Annotated in this window: 20 protein-coding genes and 1 riboswitch; of the genes, 5 read left to right on the top strand and 15 right to left on the bottom strand. The window is 34.1% G+C overall.

The annotated features are described in order from the left end of the window. Position 1 precedes the first annotated feature (1 nt). The 4 genes from G314FT_RS03455 to aspS form a co-directional block, all read right to left on the bottom strand. Positions 2-952, bottom strand: coding sequence for an ATP-binding cassette domain-containing protein (locus G314FT_RS03455; RefSeq protein WP_257702494.1), 951 nt, complete (start codon positions 950-952; stop codon positions 2-4). Further along, on the bottom strand, positions 949-1,953 hold the full coding sequence (locus G314FT_RS03450) for an ABC transporter ATP-binding protein (RefSeq protein WP_117973558.1): 1,005 nt from the start codon (positions 1,951-1,953) through the stop codon (positions 949-951). The genes G314FT_RS03455 and G314FT_RS03450 overlap by 4 nt, the downstream gene beginning before the upstream one ends. A gap of 382 nt (positions 1,954-2,335) precedes the next feature. Continuing rightward, positions 2,336-3,190: a YitT family protein gene (locus tag G314FT_RS03445; RefSeq protein WP_257702493.1), complete on the bottom strand. Its 855-nt coding sequence runs from the start codon at positions 3,188-3,190 to the stop codon at positions 2,336-2,338. A gap of 76 nt (positions 3,191-3,266) precedes the next feature. Continuing rightward, on the bottom strand, positions 3,267-5,033 hold the full coding sequence (aspS, locus tag G314FT_RS03440) for an aspartate--tRNA ligase (RefSeq protein ID WP_257702059.1): 1,767 nt from the start codon (positions 5,031-5,033) through the stop codon (positions 3,267-3,269). Between the two features lie 370 nt (positions 5,034-5,403). On the opposite strand from aspS, the gene G314FT_RS03435 reads away from it, so the two are divergent. Beyond that, positions 5,404-6,720 carry an N-acetylmuramoyl-L-alanine amidase gene (locus G314FT_RS03435; RefSeq protein ID WP_257702058.1) on the top strand — a complete coding sequence of 439 codons (1,317 nt, stop codon included), beginning with the start codon at positions 5,404-5,406 and terminating at the stop codon, positions 6,718-6,720. A 41-nt stretch (positions 6,721-6,761) separates the two neighbouring features. On the opposite strand, the gene G314FT_RS03430 is transcribed toward G314FT_RS03435, so the two are convergent. Then, entirely contained in the window at positions 6,762-7,850 is a 1,089-nt protein-coding gene (locus tag G314FT_RS03430; protein ID WP_257702057.1) for a 3D domain-containing protein, read from the bottom strand. Between the two features lie 149 nt (positions 7,851-7,999). Here G314FT_RS03430 and G314FT_RS03425 point away from each other — a divergent pair, with 149 nt between their 5' ends. The 3 genes from G314FT_RS03425 to G314FT_RS03415 all read left to right on the top strand — a co-directional run bounded on the left by G314FT_RS03425 (position 8,000) and on the right by G314FT_RS03415 (position 12,012). Then, positions 8,000-8,476 carry a nucleoside 2-deoxyribosyltransferase gene (locus tag G314FT_RS03425; protein ID WP_257702056.1) on the top strand — a complete coding sequence of 159 codons (477 nt, stop codon included), beginning with the start codon at positions 8,000-8,002 and terminating at the stop codon, positions 8,474-8,476. 89 nt (positions 8,477-8,565) lie between these two features. Further along, positions 8,566-10,275, top strand: a complete 1,710-nt coding sequence (locus G314FT_RS03420; RefSeq protein WP_257702055.1) for an ABC transporter ATP-binding protein — start codon at positions 8,566-8,568, stop codon at positions 10,273-10,275. A 3-nt stretch (positions 10,276-10,278) separates the two neighbouring features. After that, complete coding sequence (locus tag G314FT_RS03415; RefSeq protein WP_257702054.1) at positions 10,279-12,012, top strand: ABC transporter ATP-binding protein; 1,734 nt, start codon at positions 10,279-10,281, stop codon at positions 12,010-12,012. Between the two features lie 58 nt (positions 12,013-12,070). Here G314FT_RS03415 and G314FT_RS03410 read toward each other — a convergent pair whose 3' ends face one another. The 4 genes from G314FT_RS03410 to G314FT_RS03395 all read right to left on the bottom strand — a co-directional run bounded on the left by G314FT_RS03410 (position 12,071) and on the right by G314FT_RS03395 (position 14,512). Continuing rightward, positions 12,071-12,562: an LURP-one-related family protein gene (locus tag G314FT_RS03410; protein WP_257702053.1), complete on the bottom strand. Its 492-nt coding sequence runs from the start codon at positions 12,560-12,562 to the stop codon at positions 12,071-12,073. Positions 12,563-12,636: 74 nt separating this feature from the next. After that, positions 12,637-13,317 (bottom strand): YjjG family noncanonical pyrimidine nucleotidase, encoded by a 681-nt coding sequence (locus tag G314FT_RS03405; protein WP_257702052.1) that lies wholly within the window; start codon positions 13,315-13,317, stop codon positions 12,637-12,639. Between the two features lie 88 nt (positions 13,318-13,405). Next, positions 13,406-13,930 (bottom strand): folate family ECF transporter S component, encoded by a 525-nt coding sequence (locus tag G314FT_RS03400; protein ID WP_257702051.1) that lies wholly within the window; start codon positions 13,928-13,930, stop codon positions 13,406-13,408. 39 nt (positions 13,931-13,969) lie between these two features. Further along, positions 13,970-14,074: riboswitch (THF riboswitch) on the bottom strand. A gap of 60 nt (positions 14,075-14,134) precedes the next feature. Further along, entirely contained in the window at positions 14,135-14,512 is a 378-nt protein-coding gene (locus G314FT_RS03395; protein ID WP_257702050.1) for a methylglyoxal synthase, read from the bottom strand. 115 nt (positions 14,513-14,627) lie between these two features. Here G314FT_RS03395 and G314FT_RS03390 point away from each other — a divergent pair, with 115 nt between their 5' ends. Next, positions 14,628-15,734 carry an ABC transporter ATP-binding protein gene (locus G314FT_RS03390; RefSeq protein ID WP_257702049.1) on the top strand — a complete coding sequence of 369 codons (1,107 nt, stop codon included), beginning with the start codon at positions 14,628-14,630 and terminating at the stop codon, positions 15,732-15,734. A 44-nt stretch (positions 15,735-15,778) separates the two neighbouring features. Here G314FT_RS03390 and G314FT_RS03385 read toward each other — a convergent pair whose 3' ends face one another. From G314FT_RS03385 to G314FT_RS03360, 6 genes are all read right to left on the bottom strand, one after another. Then, positions 15,779-16,342: a hypothetical protein gene (locus tag G314FT_RS03385; protein WP_257702048.1), complete on the bottom strand. Its 564-nt coding sequence runs from the start codon at positions 16,340-16,342 to the stop codon at positions 15,779-15,781. A gap of 82 nt (positions 16,343-16,424) precedes the next feature. Continuing rightward, on the bottom strand, positions 16,425-17,309 hold the full coding sequence (gene rsmA / locus G314FT_RS03380; protein ID WP_257702047.1) for a 16S rRNA (adenine(1518)-N(6)/adenine(1519)-N(6))-dimethyltransferase RsmA: 885 nt from the start codon (positions 17,307-17,309) through the stop codon (positions 16,425-16,427). Next, positions 17,302-17,877 carry a ribonuclease M5 gene (rnmV, locus tag G314FT_RS03375; protein ID WP_257702046.1) on the bottom strand — a complete coding sequence of 192 codons (576 nt, stop codon included), beginning with the start codon at positions 17,875-17,877 and terminating at the stop codon, positions 17,302-17,304. Before rnmV ends, rsmA begins: the two co-directional genes overlap by 8 nt. Beyond that, positions 17,870-18,646, bottom strand: coding sequence for a TatD family hydrolase (locus G314FT_RS03370; protein ID WP_257702045.1), 777 nt, complete (start codon positions 18,644-18,646; stop codon positions 17,870-17,872). The genes rnmV and G314FT_RS03370 overlap by 8 nt, the downstream gene beginning before the upstream one ends. Before the next feature lie 78 nt (positions 18,647-18,724). After that, the gene (gene metG, locus G314FT_RS03365; RefSeq protein WP_257702044.1) at positions 18,725-20,734 is read right to left on the bottom strand and encodes a methionine--tRNA ligase; all 2,010 of its coding nucleotides are present in this window, start codon (positions 20,732-20,734) and stop codon (positions 18,725-18,727) included. Positions 20,735-20,863: 129 nt separating this feature from the next. Next, entirely contained in the window at positions 20,864-21,481 is a 618-nt protein-coding gene (locus tag G314FT_RS03360; RefSeq protein WP_257702043.1) for a DUF1054 family protein, read from the bottom strand. Positions 21,482-21,559 lie beyond the last annotated feature (78 nt).

Genomic DNA, 21,559 nt, shown 5'->3' with positions numbered 1-21,559 from the left:
ACTATTGTCCCCCTCCTTCAGTTGTTTTAACTGCTGCCTGATGAGTTGGGCTGATAGTTTTCAAGTCATACACACGACCATTTTCATCATAGTACTGGCTGTATAAGTCTTGGAAATCTTGTTCCACTTTTCGACGCTCTTGTTTATGCTTTTCACGATTTTCTACATCAATCTTAGGAATGGCAGACAGTAAGCGTTTTGTATAAATATGTTGTGGATTATTATAAATATCTTCACGCGTTCCGATTTCAACAAAACGACCATGATTCATAATCGCAATATTGTCACACATGTGTTTTACCACACCTAAATCGTGAGAGATAAATAAATAACTCAAATTATATTCTTCCTGAATACGTTTCATGAAGTTAAGTACCTGTGCTTGAACTGATAAGTCAAGAGCTGATACTGGCTCATCAGCAATGATTAATTTAGGATTTGTTGCAACAGCACGTGCCACACCTAAACGTTGTCTTTGACCACCAGAGAACTCATGTGGATACTTGTATAGGGCATCTGTTGGCATACCGACAATATCTAACAAGTTTTGAACACGTTTCTTTTCTTCTTGAACTGATAGGTTCTCAAAGTTTCGAATTGGTTCGGCAATAATGTCTAACACACGTTTTTTCGGATTCAAACTTGACATTGAATCTTGGAAAATCATTTGCACATCTTTATTGTAGCCAATTGATTTTCTTGCTCTTTTTGAAATAACATTTGTGTTTTCAAATAAAATTTCTCCGGCTGTTGCTTTTTCAAGACCCACAATTGTTTTACCAATTGTTGATTTACCTGAACCAGACTCTCCAACTAAACCGTATGTTTTTCCTGCTTCAATTTCAAAGTCAACACCATCAACAGCATAAACATAATCAACAACTTTATTTAAAAAGCCTCCACGAATTGGGTAATGCACTTTTAAATCTTTTATTTCTATTAGTCCCATTATGCGTCACCTTCTTCTCTAAAGTGGAAATGTTTGTAACATGTGCATCGAACGAAATGACCTGGTTCAACTTCATGCAACGTTGGTTGTTCCTCGTGCTCATCTTCTGGTATCCAAGGAATACGAGCAGCGAATCGACAACCTGTACGTGGCATATTTTTTAATGAAGGAACCACTCCCTCGATAACATGTAATTCAGAGTCATGTGCGTCTTCTTGTGGAATTGAGTTCAGTAACGAGCGTGTATAAGGATGTTGTGGATTAGAGAATAAAACATCAACAGGTGCTTCTTCTACAATTTGACCACCGTACATAACAGCGACTCTATCTGCTGTCTCAGCTACTACGCCTAAATCGTGAGTAATCAAAATAATGCCGGCTTCTGTTTCCTCTTGTAAATCTCCTAATAAGTCTAAAATTTGTGCTTGAATTGTTACATCAAGCGCAGTAGTAGGCTCATCGGCAATAATAATTGGTGGTTTACAAGAAATAGCGATAGCGATGATAACACGTTGTCTCATTCCACCGGACAATTCATGCGGATATTGTTTTGCCACACGTTCAGGATTGACAATCCCTACTTGGTTTAATAACTCAATCGCACGTTCAGTCCGTTGTTTTTCATCTAAATCTGTATGATAAAACAACGCTTCTGCAATTTGATCTCCTATACGCATCAATGGATTTAACGCTGACAATGGATCTTGGAAAATCATCCCGATATCATTTCCTCTAATCTTGTTATAAAGCGTTTCGGATAGACCTACAAGATTTAAATCGTTGTAGACGATATCCCCAGTAATTCTAGTATTTTTTGGATCTTGTAATCCCATTATGGTCATAGCTAATGTACTTTTCCCACAACCAGATTCTCCAACAATTGCTAAAATTTCATTTTTGTCTAATGTAATTGACACGTCATCTACTGCATCATAAAAATTGTCTTTGATTCGAAATCCCGTATGTAAATTTCTCACGTCTAATAATTTGTTGTCAACAAACAATAGAATTCTCCTTTCTTATATTATTCCCGTACTGATTTTATTTATACATATAACTCTTCATTTTTAATAATATCTATATGCTTAACAGATGAAAACTATTAAGATATCTTATAATTATATTAGAAAACAAATGATTAAGCAATAGTTTTAATAGCAATTAAATTAATTTAAAATTAAAATTAAATGACATTAAACTCATTATATACTACTAATCTAATAATTTAAAGATATCTTTTTGAATTTCACAAACGTTTTAATACAAAAACGTCTTTAGTATCAACCTTCTAATCTTTTTTTGTAAAAATAGGGGATTTAAGTATTAATATAACTACTCTCTCATTTTCTAATGACCTAAAAGGAAAGAATTTATTTTAGTTCTTAACTAATCAATCGTTTCATAGAAATTCCCCATAATAGTTACATTCTCTGATATACTGACAAAGGCTTTTGGATCTGCCTCCTGCATTGCATGTTGTAGCATAGGGATTTGATCACGCGTCAATACAGTTAGTAATACTTTTTGTTCATGATGAGAAAACGCTCCTTCTGCATCATTTAAAATAGTAATACCTCGACGTATCCTAGATTGTAATTCATCTACGACAGCTTGTGGCTTACTTGTGATAATCATAACTTGCATTTTTTTTTGCTTAGTAAATACCATATCTACCACTTTACCATTCACGAAAATAGAAAAAGCACTGTAAAATGAATATGGCCACCCAAACAAATAACCTGATGTTAAAATAATACAGGCATTAAAAACGATATTTAATGATCCAACATTTCGACCAGTTAGTTTTCTAATTGTCATACTGACAATATCTAATCCTCCCGAAGATAAGCCACTACGAAGCGCTAACCCCACTCCCAAGCCACATATTCCCCCACCAAAAATGGCACAAATAATAGGATCGGTCGATAACACTGTGATGGGAATAACCTGTACAAAAAAAGCTGTCATAAATACAGAAATCATCGTAAAAATAGTAAATTTTCTACTCAACATTATCCACGCTAATATAAACAGCGGAATATTTAAGCAATACAATACAACACCCATAGGTAATTCAATACCTGATACCTTTTCGGCTAACGTGACAATAATCTGCCCTAAACCTGTAATACCACTGGCATAAATATGCCCAGGTCTCCAAAATAAATTTAGTGCAATTGCTTGTAAAATACCATTAACAACAGCCATAGAAACTTTTTCCATATACCCATTGTCGCTCATATATTCTTTACACGTTTTTAATCTTTCCACTGATTGCGCCTCTCCTCGATTTATTGACTAATTAAGTGGCATAATTTTACTCATCTATTTCAACGTTTAATGATAACTCAGCTAGTTGTTCTGTTGAAGCCATACTTGGTGCAGATGTCATCAAATCAGCTGCTTTACTGTTTTTAGGAAAAGCGATTACCTCACGAATATTATCTTTTTTAGCAAGCAACATAACTAAACGATCTAACCCTAAAGCAATTCCCCCATGTGGTGGGAACCCATAGTCAAGGGCATCTAGTAGGAATCCAAATTGCGATTCAGCGGATTCTTTCGTAAAGCCTAACGCTTTAAACATTTTCTCTTGTAAATCACGTTGGTAGATTCTTAAAGAACCTCCACCAAGCTCATAACCGTTCAGTACCACATCATATGCTTTCGCATAAACCTTCTCAGGTGATGTTTCTAATAACTCAATATCACTTTCTTTTGGCATTGTAAATGGATGGTGTGCCGCAACAAAGCGATCTTCTTCTTCTGAGTATTCAAATAATGGCCAATCAACAACCCATAAGAAATTAAATTTATCTGGATCTATTAAGTCTAACTCTTTTCCTAAACGATTTCTTAAAGCACCTAGTGATGCTGCGACAACTGATTCAGTATCGGCGCAGAATAATAACAAATCTCCTACTTTTGCCTCTGTCGCATCAATAATTTTTTCACTTGAGTCTACTAAAAACTTCGCGATTGGTCCTTTTAGACCATCTTCTTCTACTTTGACCCATGCTAAACCTTTAGCACCAAATTGGGATAACCATTCTCCTAGTTTATCTAAGTCTTTACGTGAATACTTACTTGCAGCTTGTTTAGCATTTAGTGCTTTGACAGCACCACCTGCGTTCAATGCATTTTGGAACACTTTAAATTCAATGTCTTTGACAGTATCTTTCATGTCAATTAATTCCATAGCAAAACGTGTATCAGGTTTATCACTACCAAATCGAGCCATCGCATCATCATAATTCATACGTGGAAATGGTAATGGAATATCAATTCCCATAACGTCTTTCATCACTTTTGATAACATATTTTCAGTATACGCTTGAATGTCTTCTTCGGTTAAGAAACTTGTTTCAATATCCACTTGTGTGAATTCTGGTTGGCGATCACCACGTAAATCTTCATCTCTAAAACAACGAACAATTTGATAATAACGGTCAATTCCTGCTCCCATTAATAATTGTTTCGTAGTTTGTGGAGACTGCGGTAGAGCATAAAAGTGCCCTGGATGAACACGTGAAGGAACTAAATAATCTCTTGCTCCTTCAGGTGTTGATTTATTTAAATAAGGTGTTTCCACATCTAAAAAGCCATTGTCATTTAAAAATTCACGAATAACTCGTGTAACATGATGTCTTAATTTTAAATTATTTAACATTGATGGACGTCTAATATCTATATAACGGTATTTCATACGCACATCATCACTAATGGTTTGATCATCTTCAATCACAAATGGTGGTGTCTTCGCTTCATTGTATACAATGATATCTTCGGCGATAATTTCAACTTTACCAGTCTTCATTCGAGGATTAATAGATGAGCCTGTTCTCTCTACTACCTTACCTCTAACACCAATCACATATTCACTTCGACATGAATCAGCAATGTCTAATGCTTCTTGTGATACTTCTGGATTAAAAACCACTTGGACAATTCCTTCTCTGTCTCTTAAATCAATAAAAATTAATCCACCTAAGTCACGACGTTTTTGTACCCAACCTTTTACTACAACTTCTTTACCCAAATCTTTTTCCGATACTAATCCACAATACGTTGTTCTTTCTTGCATATTATCTCTCTCCTTAAAATCAATCATTCATAAAAAAAAGCCCCTGTTATATCATAACAAGGACGAATAATTACTTACACGTGGTACCACCTATTTTTTAAAAAGTTCAAGAACTTTTTTCTCTAAACGATATAACGCTCGTTAGCGGGGTATCTTACTACCCATCTCCAGAGTGTCAGTCCTTTTTATGAATGATTTCACCAGACTCATTCTCTCTGTCGGGAAAAAAGGCACGTCTCTTTCATCGATACTCTACTTTAAAATACTAAAATTTGTACAAAAAGTCAAGATACAATAGGAGAACTCACTACTCATCTTTCCATTTTTTTGCTATAATATTCTTTATTAATAAACCAATGAGGTAAACCATGTGAAAAACACAAAATCAATAAATCGCACGATAAAAATGTTCATCATTAATACTTTAGTCATTACCCTTGTTTTTATCGGCTTCTATTACATGCGGGGGAACAGCCAAATTGCAACCGTGGGAACAACCGCTTTAAACGTTAGAGAGAAGCCTGATGCTTTTTCCACTGTCATTACACAAGTACATAAAGAAGACAAAGTGACCATTTCTGATCAAAAAAACAACTGGTATAAAATACAGACATCTGATAAAACTGTTGGCTGGGTACCAGATTGGTTACTATTTGATGGAACGAGTGGACCATACACTAACCTTAGTGCTTTAATATCTAAACGAAACATCGAACTAAAAAAAGAAAACTCAGAAAATAGTCAAACAATTAAAACACTAAAAAAGAATGAGTACGTCAATGCAACCCTTGAGCTAAATGGATGGGTAAGGATTTATAGTGGTGGTGATTATGGCTGGGTACCAAATGATTGCTTAACCATTCAAAAAAATCGTCCCAATAAATATAAAGACAATCAATCTCTCCATATTGCAACTACCACTGCATTTTTAATGAATAATAATTCAACTTCCAGTAAAAAAGGTAACTTATTAAAATATGGCGATTCTCTTACCTATGTCTCTGAAACCGAAAACGGTTGGATGAAAGTAAAAACAAAAGATGGAAAAACTGGTTTTCTCAACTCCTGGCAAGTTACTTCTAGAAAAATATCTGGCAAAGAGGAAAAGCCAGGTATTCCAATGCCAGAATTTACCATTATGTTAGATCCCGGTCATGGTGGGGATGACCCAGGTGCTCAAACAACAGATGGTACAACATTTGAAAAAGATGTTACATTAAAGACAGCACTAGCTGTTAGAAAAGAATTACAGTCTCATGGATTTAATGTTTTAATGACTCATGATACAGATAAATTTGTTTCACTAACAGATATTGGAAAAATTAGTTCTTCGAGTCAAGCAAATGCGTTTATTAGTTTCCACTATGATTCTAGTGCACAACCAAATACTGCTTCTGGAACCACAACTTTTTACAGAAAAGATGGCAGTAAAATGTTAGCCCAAGCAATAAATGATAGTATTGCCAATATTTTACCATTAGATAACAGAGGTTTTGGAAAACAAGACTACCAAGTTCTAAGAGAAAATTCGAAACCCGCTGTTTTACTTGAATTAGGATATATCAATAACGATTTTGATGCTTCTTATATTACGAATAAAAAATACCATCAAAAAATCGGTGAAGCTGTGTATGATGGCCTAATGCATTACATAGAAGAAAAAAGCAGTAAAGGTGCTGAAAACTAAAAAGTATCAACCAACAAATGACTCGTTGGTTGATACTTTTTTTATTGAACGGTTACTGTGACTGTTCGTCTTCCCCACTGTAAACATTCTGCTACTGTACTAAAATGAACATCAATAATATTACCTTTAATGGCTCCACCTGTGTCTCCAGCAACAGCAAATCCATATCCTGACACTTCTACTAACGAGTTTAATGGAATTACACTTGAATCAACTGCAATAACACGAGAGTTTTGTCTTAAATCAATTCCGGTTGCTGTGTAGGGTGTTAACCCAGCTTCACTATATGAATAAGCTGTTGATTGCATAGTTAAAACCCGTCCATTACCACTTGACGCTGGTTTGTCTGTGGATACAGGTGTTGCGTTGGTAGAATTAGTTACTTCTGCCTTATTATTATTTTCTGCTGTAGCTGTCTCATTCATTGAAGAAGAATTATTAGTATTTACTTTGGTTGTTTTTTTAGCCTCTTGTGCTTTTTTAGCCAATTCTTTTTCTTTAGCTGCTTGAGCTTCTTTTATGACACGTTCTTCCGATAACTTTTTCAATGTTGCTTCATTATCAGCCAGTTCTTTTTTCAAATCGTTTACTTGTGATTCTAATGCTACTTTATCTGTTTCTACTTTAGATTGCTTTTCAGATAATATTTGTTGGTCCATCACTAATTCTTTTCTTAATTTTTCCAACTTTTCCGTATCTGTTTCTAATGTATCAATTTTAGATTTTTCAGCTGTTTGTAAAACTGACATTGCATAAGCACGATTAATAAAATCTGACACACTATTAGCGTTTAATAACGTATCAACCATTGTAGTACTTTGTTGATTTGTTTGGATTGTCTTCATACGAGAAGCGATCAATTCTTTGCGTTTATCCATACTACGTTTTGTTTTTTCAATTTGCTGTTGTGTAGATAATATTTTAGTTTCAGTATTAACTACCTCTGATTTTAATTCTTCTAAAGCTTTATAATTTTTATTCACATTATCAAGCGCACTATCGATTTTTTGGCTAATCTCAACGCTTTGTTTTTTGACTTCATTTTCACTTGTTGCCGCAAGTAACGACACTGGCATGCTTGTTAACATCACTAAGCACAATAAACCAGTTATGGCTGTTTTATAATTCAACAATTGCCAACACCTTTCATTTAATAACGTTTCCTTTTTATTCTTACTAATTATACAAGAATGCTACACACTTAATATGACAATCTCTTTACAAATTATTACAAATTAAGGTATTCTATTATACAAATGTAATAGTGAGGAGTAATTTTATGACAAACATCTATTTTGCAAGTCCTTTATTTTCTAATATGGAGAAACATTACAATGCGTCTTTAGTCAAACAAATTAGAAAAACTTATCCTGACGTTTCTGTGTATTTACCTCAAGAACAAATGGAAATTAATGATAAAGAAAGTTATGCAGACTCTAAAATGATTGCCACTTTTGATACAAAAGCATTGCTAAACAGTCAACTAATGATTGCCGTACTTGATGGTGCCAGTATTGATGTTGGTGTCGCTTCTGAGATTGGTGTCGCTTATCAAGCTGGTATTCCTATTCTCGGATTGTTCACTGATAGTAGACAGCAAGGTGCTGATAACCCACAAAAAATAACCGCATTACAAGACGTGGCAGAATCTCAATTTCCGTATGTCAATCTTTATACTGTTGGACTAATTAAATTAAACGGACAAGTAGTTAACTCTGAGGAATATCTCTTAGAAAAAATTCAATCCTACATCTAACAACCTTTAGCGAACACCTTATCCATCGTTTTGGTATAGGTTGTTCGCTAAAATCATGTTACCCTATTAAAAGAAAGGATGTGACCTCATTGTCAGTATTTTCTTATGCAAAAAAATATAAAAAGCAACTTATTTTAGGCCCAGCATTTAAACTAATGGAAGCGATGTTTGAATTAACGCTACCTTTATTTATGGCTTACTTAATTGATTCTGGTATTCGAGAAAAAAATATGTCAGTTATCTACTCTGCAACCCTATATATGTTAGGTTTGTCTGTATTAGGATTAGCCTGTGTTTTAATTTGCCAGTATTACGCTTCTATCGCTTCTCAAGGTTTTGGAACGGAATTACGTCTGGCCGTTGTAAAAAAAGTCACGCAGTTTTCTCATACCGAAATCGATGAATTTGGCCCTGACACGTTTTTAACTAGAACCATTAATGACGTCAATCAATTACAATTAGCGTTAGCCATGCTCATCCGTCTAGTTATTCGTGCACCATTTCTTAGTATCGGCTCTATCGTAATGGCCTTTACCATCAATACATCAATGGGATTTATTTTTTTACTAACAGTCCCTATTTTTTCATTTATTCTATACATTTTGATGAGTAAAACAGTGCCAAAATACCAACAAGTGTTATCATCCATTGATGAATTAAATACTGTCACAAATGAACAATTAACAGGTGTTAAAGTTATTCGTGCTTTTGGCAATGAATCATTAATGGAAGAAAAATCTCATCATGTCAGTGAAAAACTTGCTAATCGTTATTTAGATATGACGAAATTATCCGCTCTTATGTCTCCTCTAACCCTATTTATGACAAATATGATTATTGCGTTAATCTTATGGGTTGGAGATATTAACGTATCTGTCGGGCAACTTCAAACAGGAGATATTGTTGCCTTAATTAACTACATGCTACAATTATTAGCTGCCTTGATTGTTGTCGCGAATTTAGTGACTATTTTTGTTCGAGCTTTTTCCGCCAAAAAACGGGTCGAAGAGTTGCTAAACACAACGCCACAAATACAAACAAGTGCTTTAAACAAAACATTATCCTTTGAGTCAAAAAACACGTTATCTTTTCAACTTGTTTCATTTCACTATCCTGATACGACACAAAATGTGTTACAAAATATTCATTTTGACTTAAAAAAAGGACAACAATTAGGGATTGTTGGTCCAACTGGAAGTGGAAAAACAACCTTAGTCGAGTTAATTCAAAAATTCTACTTACCATCAACAGGTCATATTTTATTAGATAACCAAAATATCCTTGATTTAACCACTGGTGATATTAGACAATCTATTCGATATGTTTCTCAAAAAAGTGTCATTTTTTCTGGAACAATTAAAAGCAACTTAACAATGGGATATCCTGATGCTACTGAAGAAGAGTGTTGGACTGCTTTAAAATGGGCTGACTGCTTAGAGTTTGTGGAGGATTTGAACATGCCCACTGCTGAAAATGGTACAAATTTTTCAGGCGGACAACGTCAACGATTAGTTATTGCTCGTGCTTTAATCAGTCGTCCTGCTATTTTAATATTGGATGATTCATTAAGTGCCCTTGACTATAAAACAGATTTGACTATTCGACAAACACTTGCCTCTTTAGATTTTATTAAAAATATCATTATTATTTCTCAACGTATTTCATCTGTTAAAGAATCAGATCACCTTTTAGTTTTAAATCAAGGAACCCTTGTCGCTCAAGGAACTCATGCAGAACTTATGGATGAATCACCTTTCTATCAACAAATTGTCGCATCTCAATCAAAGGAGGAGGAATAACAAATGTTTAAACAAATGATAACCAAATTCTCTCCTTACTTACACCCTTTTAAAAAAGCCATTTTGCTGAACGCTCTATTAAGTATCTTTTATGGACTATCAAGTGTTTTTGTTACCATGTACATCGGAAAAGCGATTGATAGCATGAGTCAAACAAATAAAATGGACTTAACAAGAAACATCATAATGATTGTACTTCTTACGTGTGTATCTGCTCTTAGTTTTTACTTTTTACAACGTATTAGTCAATACATTGCATACACTTCAATGAAACAAGTGAGAAAGGAAGCCTATCATAAATTAAATAAACTCCCTATAAATTACTTCGATACACACTCTCATGGTGATACGATGAATCGATTTAGTACGGATTTAGATTATATTTCTGAAGCATTGCTTGCTTTATTTAATCAATTATTTCCAAGTATAACAATTATTATTGTCGCACTAGGAATTATGCTTTCTTTAAATGTCATGCTGACTGGCATTGTTTTACTGATTACGTTAGGAATGTTTGGTGTCAATGTCGTGATTGTAAAAAAAGGGCAACATTATTTCAATACACAGCAACAAACACTAGGAGAGATGTCTGGTTATATTAATGAACAATTCAATCAATTAAAAACAATCAAATCTTATGAATATGAAAAAACAGTGATTCAACAGTTTCAACAAATGAATGAATCTCTTCAATACACTGGACAAAAAGCGCAATTTATCTCTTCCTTAACCAATCCTTTATCTCGTTTTATCGATCATATTGGTTATTTGTTGATTGGTTTTGTGAGTGGCGTCCTTATCTTACAATTTCCACTTTCACTATCATTTGGTGTTTTGTCCAGTTTTATCATTTATTCTGGACAGTTCTCTAAACCCTTGATTGAACTATCTAGTATTGCCACTCAGCTACAAACAGCTGTATCTAGTACCAAACGGATTAACAATCTACTTAATGAAACCGAAGAAAAAACAAATACTCGACCATTAACTGATACTTTTTCTCCTAAAGGATATGTCACCTTTTCTCATGTTTATTTTTCTTATCAGGCAGAAAATCCTTTAATTGAAGATTTTAATTTAGAAGTCAAACCTGGACAAACCGTCGCGATTGTAGGAAAAACCGGTGCTGGAAAATCCACATTAGTTAATCTCTTAATGAACTTCTATCCACTTGATAAAGGGGAAATCACAATAGATTCCATTCCCATTACTAGTCTGTCTAATCATGAATTACGACAATCTTTTGGAATGGTTCTTCAGGAAACGTGGCTTTTCCAAGGAACAATTTGGGAGAATCTTATTTTTGGTAATCCTAATGCAACGAAAGAACAGGTCATCCATGCTTGTAAAGAAGCAAATATCTATTACTTTATCGAACAATTACCAAATGGATTTCAAACACTTCTAGGTCAGTCTGGCGTCTTACTATCTGAAGGACAAAAACAACTATTTACTATTGCCAGAACCATGATTAGTCAGCCTCCTATGCTTATCTTAGATGAAGCAACAAGCTCAATTGATACACTGACTGAACAACATATCCAAACAGCCTTCAACAAAATGATGCAAGGTAAAACAAGTTTTATCATTGCTCATAGATTATCAACGATAAAAAAAGCAGATATCATCCTTGTCATGGATAAAGGAAAAATCATTGAAACAGGAACACACAATGAGCTATTAAATAAAAAAGATGGTGCCTATTCTAGTTTGTACCATTCTCAATTTAATCATTAAAAAAAACACATACTCTAGATATTAGCTACTTTCTGAGCTTAAACTAGAGTATGTGTATTTATTTCACAGATTTCATGTTTGCTTCAATTTTTTTTACTGAATCAAGTGCCAACATTAAGCCTATTGTTTCTGGTTCGCTTGATTTTTCAAAAACGGTGATTTCATAAGCATCGCCTAATCCTGTCCAACGATTACGAACTTTTGATACTTTACGATAACCTGACATGATGTCAAAGTCCATTGACCACCAATCATCGTATACTTCTAAATCATCACTTGTTATTTGAAATGACATTTTTGAGATTGACTCGGATTGTTCTACAGTAAATACAATACGCTCATCAACTACAACATCTAAACATGGAATAGTTGATCCAATATGTTTTTCAACACGAACAATTTCTTCTTGTTTGTTATTATATACACTATAACAAGCTAATCCATTATCATCAAAACACTCGATTGTATAAATTTTATCCCCATCTCTTGTGATGATTTCTCTTTTGTTTTCATTAGTATAATCTTCTTTTAACATAAATAGTTGACGCATAAACGCACACCTCTTTAATCTTTTATTATACCAATCAAACGATTCCCCATACCTAACTGTTACCCTTTTTTGAATCAAACAAGTTCCAAAATTTCTGATAAGTTATCTACTTTTTTTGTGTAGGTTTTATCCGACGTCTCAGCTCCATTACTAAACCATATAGAATCAATTCCGACACGATTTGCCCCTTCAATATCTGATGATAAACTATCACCAATCATCACAGCTTTTGATAAATCTGTTATTCTAGCATCATTAAAAATATAATCAAAAAAACGAACATCAGGTTTTTCAAATCCAACTTCCTCGGAAATATATAATCCATCAAATAAATCTGTCATATTTGCACTAGCTAGACGTTTACGTTGTGTCTGACCAACACCATTTGTTCCAGCAAAAATGGTATAACCTTGCGATTTTAGTTGAGTTAATAAACTCATGGCCTCATTCATGACATCATTTCTCTCTTCAAGAAAACCTCGATACTGTTTATCAACTAATACACCATCAACAACAATATTATTTGCTAAAAAGAATCGTTTAAAACGCTCCTTTAAAACAACTTCTTTACTGATTTTACCATCTTCTAACTGCTCCCACAAGTCATGATTGATTTCTTTATATTGATTAAATGTGTTTTCATTAAAAACAACACCATAAGTAGCAAATACTTTTTGTAGTGCGTAGTATTCAGAGCGACTAAAATCGAGCAACGTATTATCTATATCAAATATAATATATTGGTATTTTTTCATGTATACCCTCCTTTTTTCTATCTATGATACTTTATAACATAAAAAAAAGCAGTGTGTCCATATACACTCTGCTTTTTGTATGATTTTTTTATGAAGCAAATTTAACCAATTGCTTTTGTATGACTTTTACATTTGCTAACCAATAAGTCCCTACAACATGAATCACTAATAAAATAAGTGAACTCACAATACGACTTGGAATATTGGCAACAATCCCTGGTCCATACATTAAGTACAACCAAAATGTATTCAATCCTAAATTCACCACAACCGTCACAATCACGTTGACTGTAATAATTCGTTTTAGTGTCATTTCTTTTTTATAATAGAATAATCCATATAAAAAGGCTGATAAAAAAGCTGACAATGTAAATCCTGGGAAAAATCCTGCTGTTACTGGAAATAATGTAATTCCGATAAAATCAGCTAAGGCATTTCCTATTCCTGCCACAAGTGGCGAGAACATCATACACATCAACACAACCGCAATAAACGTAAAACTAATACGAACAAACGGTGTTTGAATTGAAACAAATCGTGTTAACACGATTTGCAACCCCATTAATACTCCCATCAATGCAATTGATTTTGGTGTAAAATCATTTTTGCTCATCCTAGCATCTCCTTTTATTTAGAGTTGCTACATCCATTATGCAGCGAATGCAGAAATAAGGCCGCAAGCACTCCACTTGTGCTTTTCGTCCACTAAGCAACATCCCATCCTAGTGGCACTTGACGCTATATTTCCTACTCTGTTATTTGTTTTACAATCGTATAATATCATAATGGAAAAAAATTACAATAAAGACTATTGTGGTCAAATTTTCGCCAAATTCTCTAATTCTTTGAAAAGTAACATCGCTGTACTTTTATTTGTTGCTAGAGGGATTTCATAGACATCACTTAGACGAATCAGCGCTGTGACATCTGGTTCATGTGGTTGGGCTGTTAATGGATCTCTTAGAAAAATAATCATATCCATCTCGCCTTCTGAAACACGTGCTCCTATCTGTTGGTCTCCTCCTAAAGGCCCTGATTTAAATCGGTGAATATTTAAATTCGTTGCTTCTTGAATTCTAAGTCCTGTAGTTCCTGTGGCAAATAATTCATGTCTACTTAATACTTGCTCAAATTTTTTGGTTAGTTCAACCATTTCTTTTTTCTTTTTATCGTGTGCTATCAGTGCTATTTTCATCTTTTTTCTCCCTTTCGTCATATTGCCCAAAAATATAGGCATGTTTACATTGTAAGCGTATCACTAAATTCATTATACTGTATTTAATAAAACAAATGAAAGAAGGAAATACACGATGGTAGAAATTGCTTTAAAACACATTTATAAAAAATATGATGGCAATCCTAATTATTCTGTTACAGATTTTAATTTACATATTGAAGACCGTGAATTTATCGTGTTTGTTGGTCCTTCTGGTTGTGGTAAATCAACTACTTTACGTATGGTAGCTGGTCTTGAAGATATTTCAGAAGGTGAACTTTGGATTGGTGACAAATTAGTCAATGACGTTGCACCAAAAGACCGTGATATCGCAATGGTTTTCCAAAACTATGCGTTATACCCTCATATGACTGTCTACGATAATATGGCATTTGGTTTAAAACTTCGTAAATATGACAAAGAAGAAATCAGAAAACGTGTAGAAAACGCTGGTGAAATTCTTGGTTTAACAGATTACTTACAACGAAAACCCGCTGCTTTATCAGGCGGACAACGACAACGTGTGGCATTAGGTCGTGCGATTGTGCGTGATGCGAAAGTATTCTTGATGGATGAGCCATTATCAAACTTAGATGCAAAACTTCGTGTGGCAATGCGTGCAGAAATCGCGAAACTTCATCGTCGTTTGGAAACAACCACTATTTACGTTACCCATGACCAAACTGAAGCGATGACTATGGCTGATCGCATTGTTATTATGAAAGATGGTTTTATCCAACAAATTGGGACACCAAAAGAAGTATATGACACACCAAACAATGTGTTTGTCGCTGGATTCATCGGCTCTCCTGCTATGAACTTATTTAACGTTGAATTAACAGAAGATGGTCATATCACTGATGGTCATGATTTAAACGTTCAGTTGCCTGAAGGAAAATTCAAAATTTTACGTGAACAAGGATACGTTAACAAACCATTAATTTTTGGTATTCGCCCAGAAGATATTCATAGTGAAATTTTAGCAAAAGAAGCATCACCTAATAGTATTGTAAAATCTGAAGTTGTTGTATCAGAGTTACTTGGTGCTGAAACGATGCTCTACACTAAAACTGGCGAAACAGAGTTCATCTCAAAAGTTGATGCCAGATCAACTTATCGACCTGGTGAAGTTATCGAACTAGCGTTCAATTTAAACAAAGCTCACTTTTTTGATACACAAACTGAACAAGTGATTAGATAATAACAAAGACCAAATTTTCTGTTAAACGAAAATTTGGTCTTCTATTATTTTTTAGCTGCTAGATAAACTGGAAAAGAAAAACGTGTTCCTATTTTTTGAGCAATCATATAAGCAATCGAAAAATCTATTAAACTATGAACAAACCCACCAACACCAACTAACACAATGACTGATTGGAAAAATCCCATTGTATAACTTGCCTCACCTAATCCATCTGTCATAAAAAAGAATGTCACGATTAACGTTTCAAATAATGCATGGACTAATCCTAATACAATATTAAACATAATCATCTTTTTAGGTGAATAAACAATACTTGGTCTTTTTTGTAAATATAATGCACCAAAGAAAGCAAAAATCACATGAGATAATGCCCTCATCCCAATAATAAATGGCGCTGTCATAAAGAATCCAAATGCTGTTCCTAATGCAACAAGTACAGCAACTAATGGAGAAACGAACATTGCCAACATCACAGGCACGTGACTAGCTAACGTATAAGATGCCGGTCCTATCACGATTCTAACTGGCATAACCATAGGAATAACAATCCCTAGCGCAATCAAAAAGGCAGCATAAGTCATATTTAATACCGAATTTTTTTTCATTTTCATTTTCACTCCGTTTATCATTTACTTATATGATAAACAATGCACAAACTTTTGTCAATGAACAATAGATAACATTGTTTTATTTTTTATTCGTAATTAACATGTTTGATAATTTTCCAAATTCTGAAATACTTAATGTTTCACCACGGCGTTTAGGATCAATATCACTTTCTTCTAGTGATTTTTCCAACCACTGTTTCGTAACATCATCTTTTCCAAAATGGCTAGTTAAGTTATTCCATAAGGTTTTACGCCGTTGCGTAAAAGATGCACGAGTTAGTTCAAAGAAAAATGTTTCATCTATAACCTCAACAATCGGCGTTTCTCTTTTTTCTAACTTAATAATCGCTGAATCCACATTGGGTTGTGGCACAAAAGCTGTTTTTGGCACAATAAATGCGAGTTTTGCTTCCATATAAAATTGGACAGCAATTGATAACGAACCATAAGCCTTCGTTGAAGGTTTTGCCGTCATTCTATCTGCTACTTCTTTTTGCATCATCACAACCATCGTGGTAATATCTAATGGTGACATTAATAGATGCATCATGATTGGCGTGGTGATATAGTAAGGCAAATTAGCAACGACTTTGATGGGTTGCTCTTTATCAAATACTTTTTTGGCTTCTGCCACAACATCAGCTTTTAAAATGTCTTCATTTACGACCGTAATATTATCATAAGGTGACAGCGTATCTTCTAAAACTGGGATTAAACGTTGGTCAATTTCAAAAGCGAGAACTTTTCCGGCATTTCTTGCCAAATGTTCTGTTAAAGCACCAATACCTGGACCAATTTCAATCACACCATCTTCTTTTGACAAGTCTCCTGCTTCGGCAATTTTTCTTAAGATATTAGGTTCTGTTAAAAAATTTTGTCCTAAACTCTTTTTAAATGAGAACCCATGTTTTTTTAGTATTTCTTTCGTTCGACTAGGTGTTGCTATGTCTTTGTATTCATTCATTCGTTTCACCTTCTATTATCTCTTTCATTGCCTCTAAGAATTTTTCTTTTGTTATTTGAAACATACTTAATCGTTTTTTTAATTGTTTTCCATTTGTATAGCCGATATTAAGTAACTCACCAAGTTTTTCTCGTCTAACTCTAGAGCCATTTCCGGCTATTAACCCAAATTGAATTAAATCTTCAATCGTTATCTCAGAATCAAATATGTCTGTCGTTGGTGTAGAAACAGATTTTAATGCTTGTATGATGGCTTCATTACTGGCATGTTCTACACCTAAACTACCATATTTCTTTTTTGGTGCTCCTTTTTCTCTAGTAATAAAAGCATGTTTGGCCTCAGGGACGACAGCCATAATCTGCTTACGAATTTTTTCACCAGGAAAATCTGGATCAGTAAACACAATCACACCACGCACACGTTGAGCGTGTTTAATTTTATCCAACGTTTCGTTATTTAACGCCGAACCATTCGTTTCTATCGTGTCAACGTCCAACACTTGCTGCAATCGTTTTGTATCATCTTTTCCTTCTACAACCACGATTTCTGATATTTTTTCTTTAGTCATTTTCTTCTAACCTAAACAATCTATGCGCATTTTTTGTGGTTTTTTTTGCCACTGTTTGATAAGGTAAATTTCTTAATTCGGAAATTTTATCAACCACATAGTGTGTATACCCAGGTTCATTACGTTTTCCACGATATGGGACAGGCGCTAAATACGGTGCATCAGTTTCCACTAATAATTTATCCATTGGGACAATTTTTGCTGCTTCTTGAACTTCTAATGTTTTCTTAAATGTGACAACACCACTAAACGAAATATGCATCCCTAAATCTAAAAAACGTTTCGCCCACTCGCTATCACCACCAAAACTATGCATAATGCCTCCAATATCTTGAATGCCTTCTGATTTTAAAATCTTATACGTATCTTCCATCGCATCTCTTGTATGAATACTAATCGGCAAGTTCATCTCTTTAGCAATCGCAATTTGACGGCGAAAAACTCTTTCTTGCACGTCGGGATCGTCATTCATCCAATAATAGTCAAGGCCAATTTCACCCAGTGCGACAACACGTGAATTCGTTAATTTTTCTTGCAACCCTTTTTCAATGTCTTTTGTATAACTTCCAGCTTCAGTTGGGTGCCACCCAATAATACTATGGATAAATGGATACTGTTCACTTAATTCCAATGAGCGTTCAATCGTTGGTGTATCGAATCCTACTACTGCCATTTCAGTTACACCTAGTTGTTCTGCTCGTTCAATCACTTCTTTATAATCATCATTAAATTGTTCTGCATTTAGATGTGTATGCGTATCAAAAATCATAGTCTTCACTCCTATCACGATGATTTTAACATAAAAAGAGATTGAAAAAGACCTCTTTTCCAATCTCTTTAAAAATTTCTATCCAACGATACTGCCGTTTTCTGCTCCTTTAGGTGCTTCAACAACATATAATTTTCCATCTGAATTTTCAGCCGATAAAATCATTCCCTGACTGATATGTCCGCGAATTTTACGAGGTTTTAAGTTGGCTACTATCACCACTTTTTTACCAATTAAATCCATCGGTTCTGGATAAAATTCTGCAATTCCTGATAAAATTTGACGATGACCTTTATCTCCCGCATCTAATCTAAATTGCAATAATTTATCTGCCCCTTTAACTTTCTGACAGTCTAAAATTTCAGCTACTTTAAGTTCTACTTCATCAAATGTTTCAAATTTTACTTCTTTATCTTTCACAGATACTAACTCAACGTCTTCTGGTTTCCATTCTTCTTCTTCTGTCTGTTGATTCATACTTTGAGCCATTTGTTCTTTGATGTAAGCTACTTCTTCTTCAACATCTAGACGTGGGAAAATAGGAGTTCCTTTGCTGACAACTTTTGTCCCTGAAGGAAACTCTCCGAAACGAATATCAATCATAGAAACTGTTTCAGCATCTAAGCCTAATTGGCTAAAGATTTCTTTTGGTGCTTGTGTCATAATTGGTTGTAGCAAAATAGCAGAAATACGTAAACTTTCAGCCAAATGAACCATCACACTGTTTAATTCTGTTTGCTTTTCTTCATCTTTTGCTAAGTTCCATGGTTCTGTCTCATCAATGTATTTATTTGCACGAGAAATCAGACGCCATACTTCACTCAACGCAATGTTAAATTCTAATTTTTCCATTGCTTTATTGTATTTACCAATAACATCTGCGGCTGTTGTTGACAATTCACTATCAAAATCTGTTACTTGAGAGGCATAGTTTGGTACTATACCATCGCAATATTTATTAATCATCGCAATCGTACGATTTAGTAAATTGCCTAAATCATTTGCTAAATCATAATTTACACGCGCAACAAAATCTTCTGGTGTAAACACGCCATCTGAACCAAACGGAATCGCACGCATTAAATAATAACGTAATGCGTCTAATCCGTATCGTCTTACTAACATCTCAGGGTAAACGACATTTCCTTTTGATTTAGACATTTTGCCATCTTGCATCACTAACCAACCATGAGCAAAAATTTGTTTTGGTAATGGTAAATCAAGCGCCATTAACATAATTGGCCAATAAATGGTATGGAAACGCACGATTTCTTTACCAACCATATGAACATCAGCTGGCCAATATTTTTTAAAGTTACTATCATCATCTGTTCCATAACCTAAAGCTGTAATATAATTTGATAGCGCATCAATCCACACATAAACTACATGCTTTGGATCACTTTCAACAGGAATTCCCCATTTGAAAGATGTACGACTCACAGCTAAATCTTCTAAACCTGGTTTAATAAAATTATTAATCATTTCGTTTTTACGAGAAACTGGCTCAATAAAATCTGGGTGTTCTTCATAATATTCTAATAAACGGTCTGCATATTTGCTCATTTTAAAGAAATAACTTTGCTCTTTAACAAGCTCTACTTCATGACCACTTGGTGCAAGGCCACCAATGACTTTGCCATTTTCATCTTTAAATACTTCTGCTAATTGATTTTCAGTGAAATATTCCTCATCAGATACTGAATACCATCCCTCATATTCACCTAAGTAAATATCTCCTTGGTCAACTAAACGTTGAAAAATCTTTTGAACAGATTGTTTATGAGAAGGATCAGTTGTACGGATAAATTTTGTGTAGTCAATGTCTAATAATTTCCATAATTTCTTAACGTCCATTGCCATATTATCTACGTATTCTTGTGGTTCAATTCCTAATTCTTCTGCTTTTTGTTCAATTTTTTGACCATGCTCATCAAGCCCTGTTAAATAAAAGACATCAAACCCTTTCATTCGTTTATAACGAGCCATTGCATCACACGCTATAGTTGTATACGAGCTTCCTATATGTAATTTCCCACTTGGGTAATAAATCGGAGTGGTGATATAAAAAGTTTTTTTATCTTCCACTGTTCATCCTCCTTTAAGTCACTCTTTATAAAATTCAGCGACATATAATCACCGTTCATTATAGCATAATTCAATAAAAAAAATCATCATAAGCTAAAATTTCAATCTGTCTAGTTCTCTTACTGTATATTAATTACACAATTGGAAACAAGCTTGATAAATTGGTATAAGTGATAGATAGGTTTGCAATATTTCGGCAAATAAGACATCAGTCGATTCGGTATTAAATCGATTCTTTTGTATCACTCGACCAATTTGAAATTCTCCTTTTTTAACATCCCTCCATCTAGTTAAATCTTTAATGACTTGTTCTTTTTCTAATGCATGATAGTTATTTTTTGTATGGTCTGTGTTTACAACAAAATCATTTGGCAATGACTCAAACCACTCGAGATGATCCAAACATGTTTGTGCCATTAAAACTTCATTTTGTGGGTTATCAATAAATGATAACCATATAACTACATATTCCGGTGTAATCCCTAACTGAAAATGAGGAAATTTTTTATAACCTCTTTTATTTCCACCCATTGCACTCCACGTAAAATCCGGTGCATTTGTTGTGCGTCGTCTGTGTTGTGCTATATGAATAGGCAATTTTTCACCCAACAAAGGTTCTAACTCTTCAACTACTTTTTCATCAATCGATTGAAAAACCGGTTGAATTTTTTCACGAACTCCAATCATTCGATTGTCTAAACCTTCTATATTAAAAACTTCAAAACATGCTTCATTAAACATTAACATATACTAACTCCTAACAAATATTATCCACTAAAAAAGCGGTCTAAATAGATTACTTTAAATCTATCAGACCACTTTTGT

The organism is Vagococcus luciliae, from assembly GCF_024637875.1.
Taxonomy (GTDB): Bacteria; Bacillota; Bacilli; order Lactobacillales; family Vagococcaceae; genus Vagococcus; species Vagococcus luciliae.
Note: the sequence above shows the minus strand (reverse complement) of the source record. Positions and strands in the feature narration are given on the sequence as shown.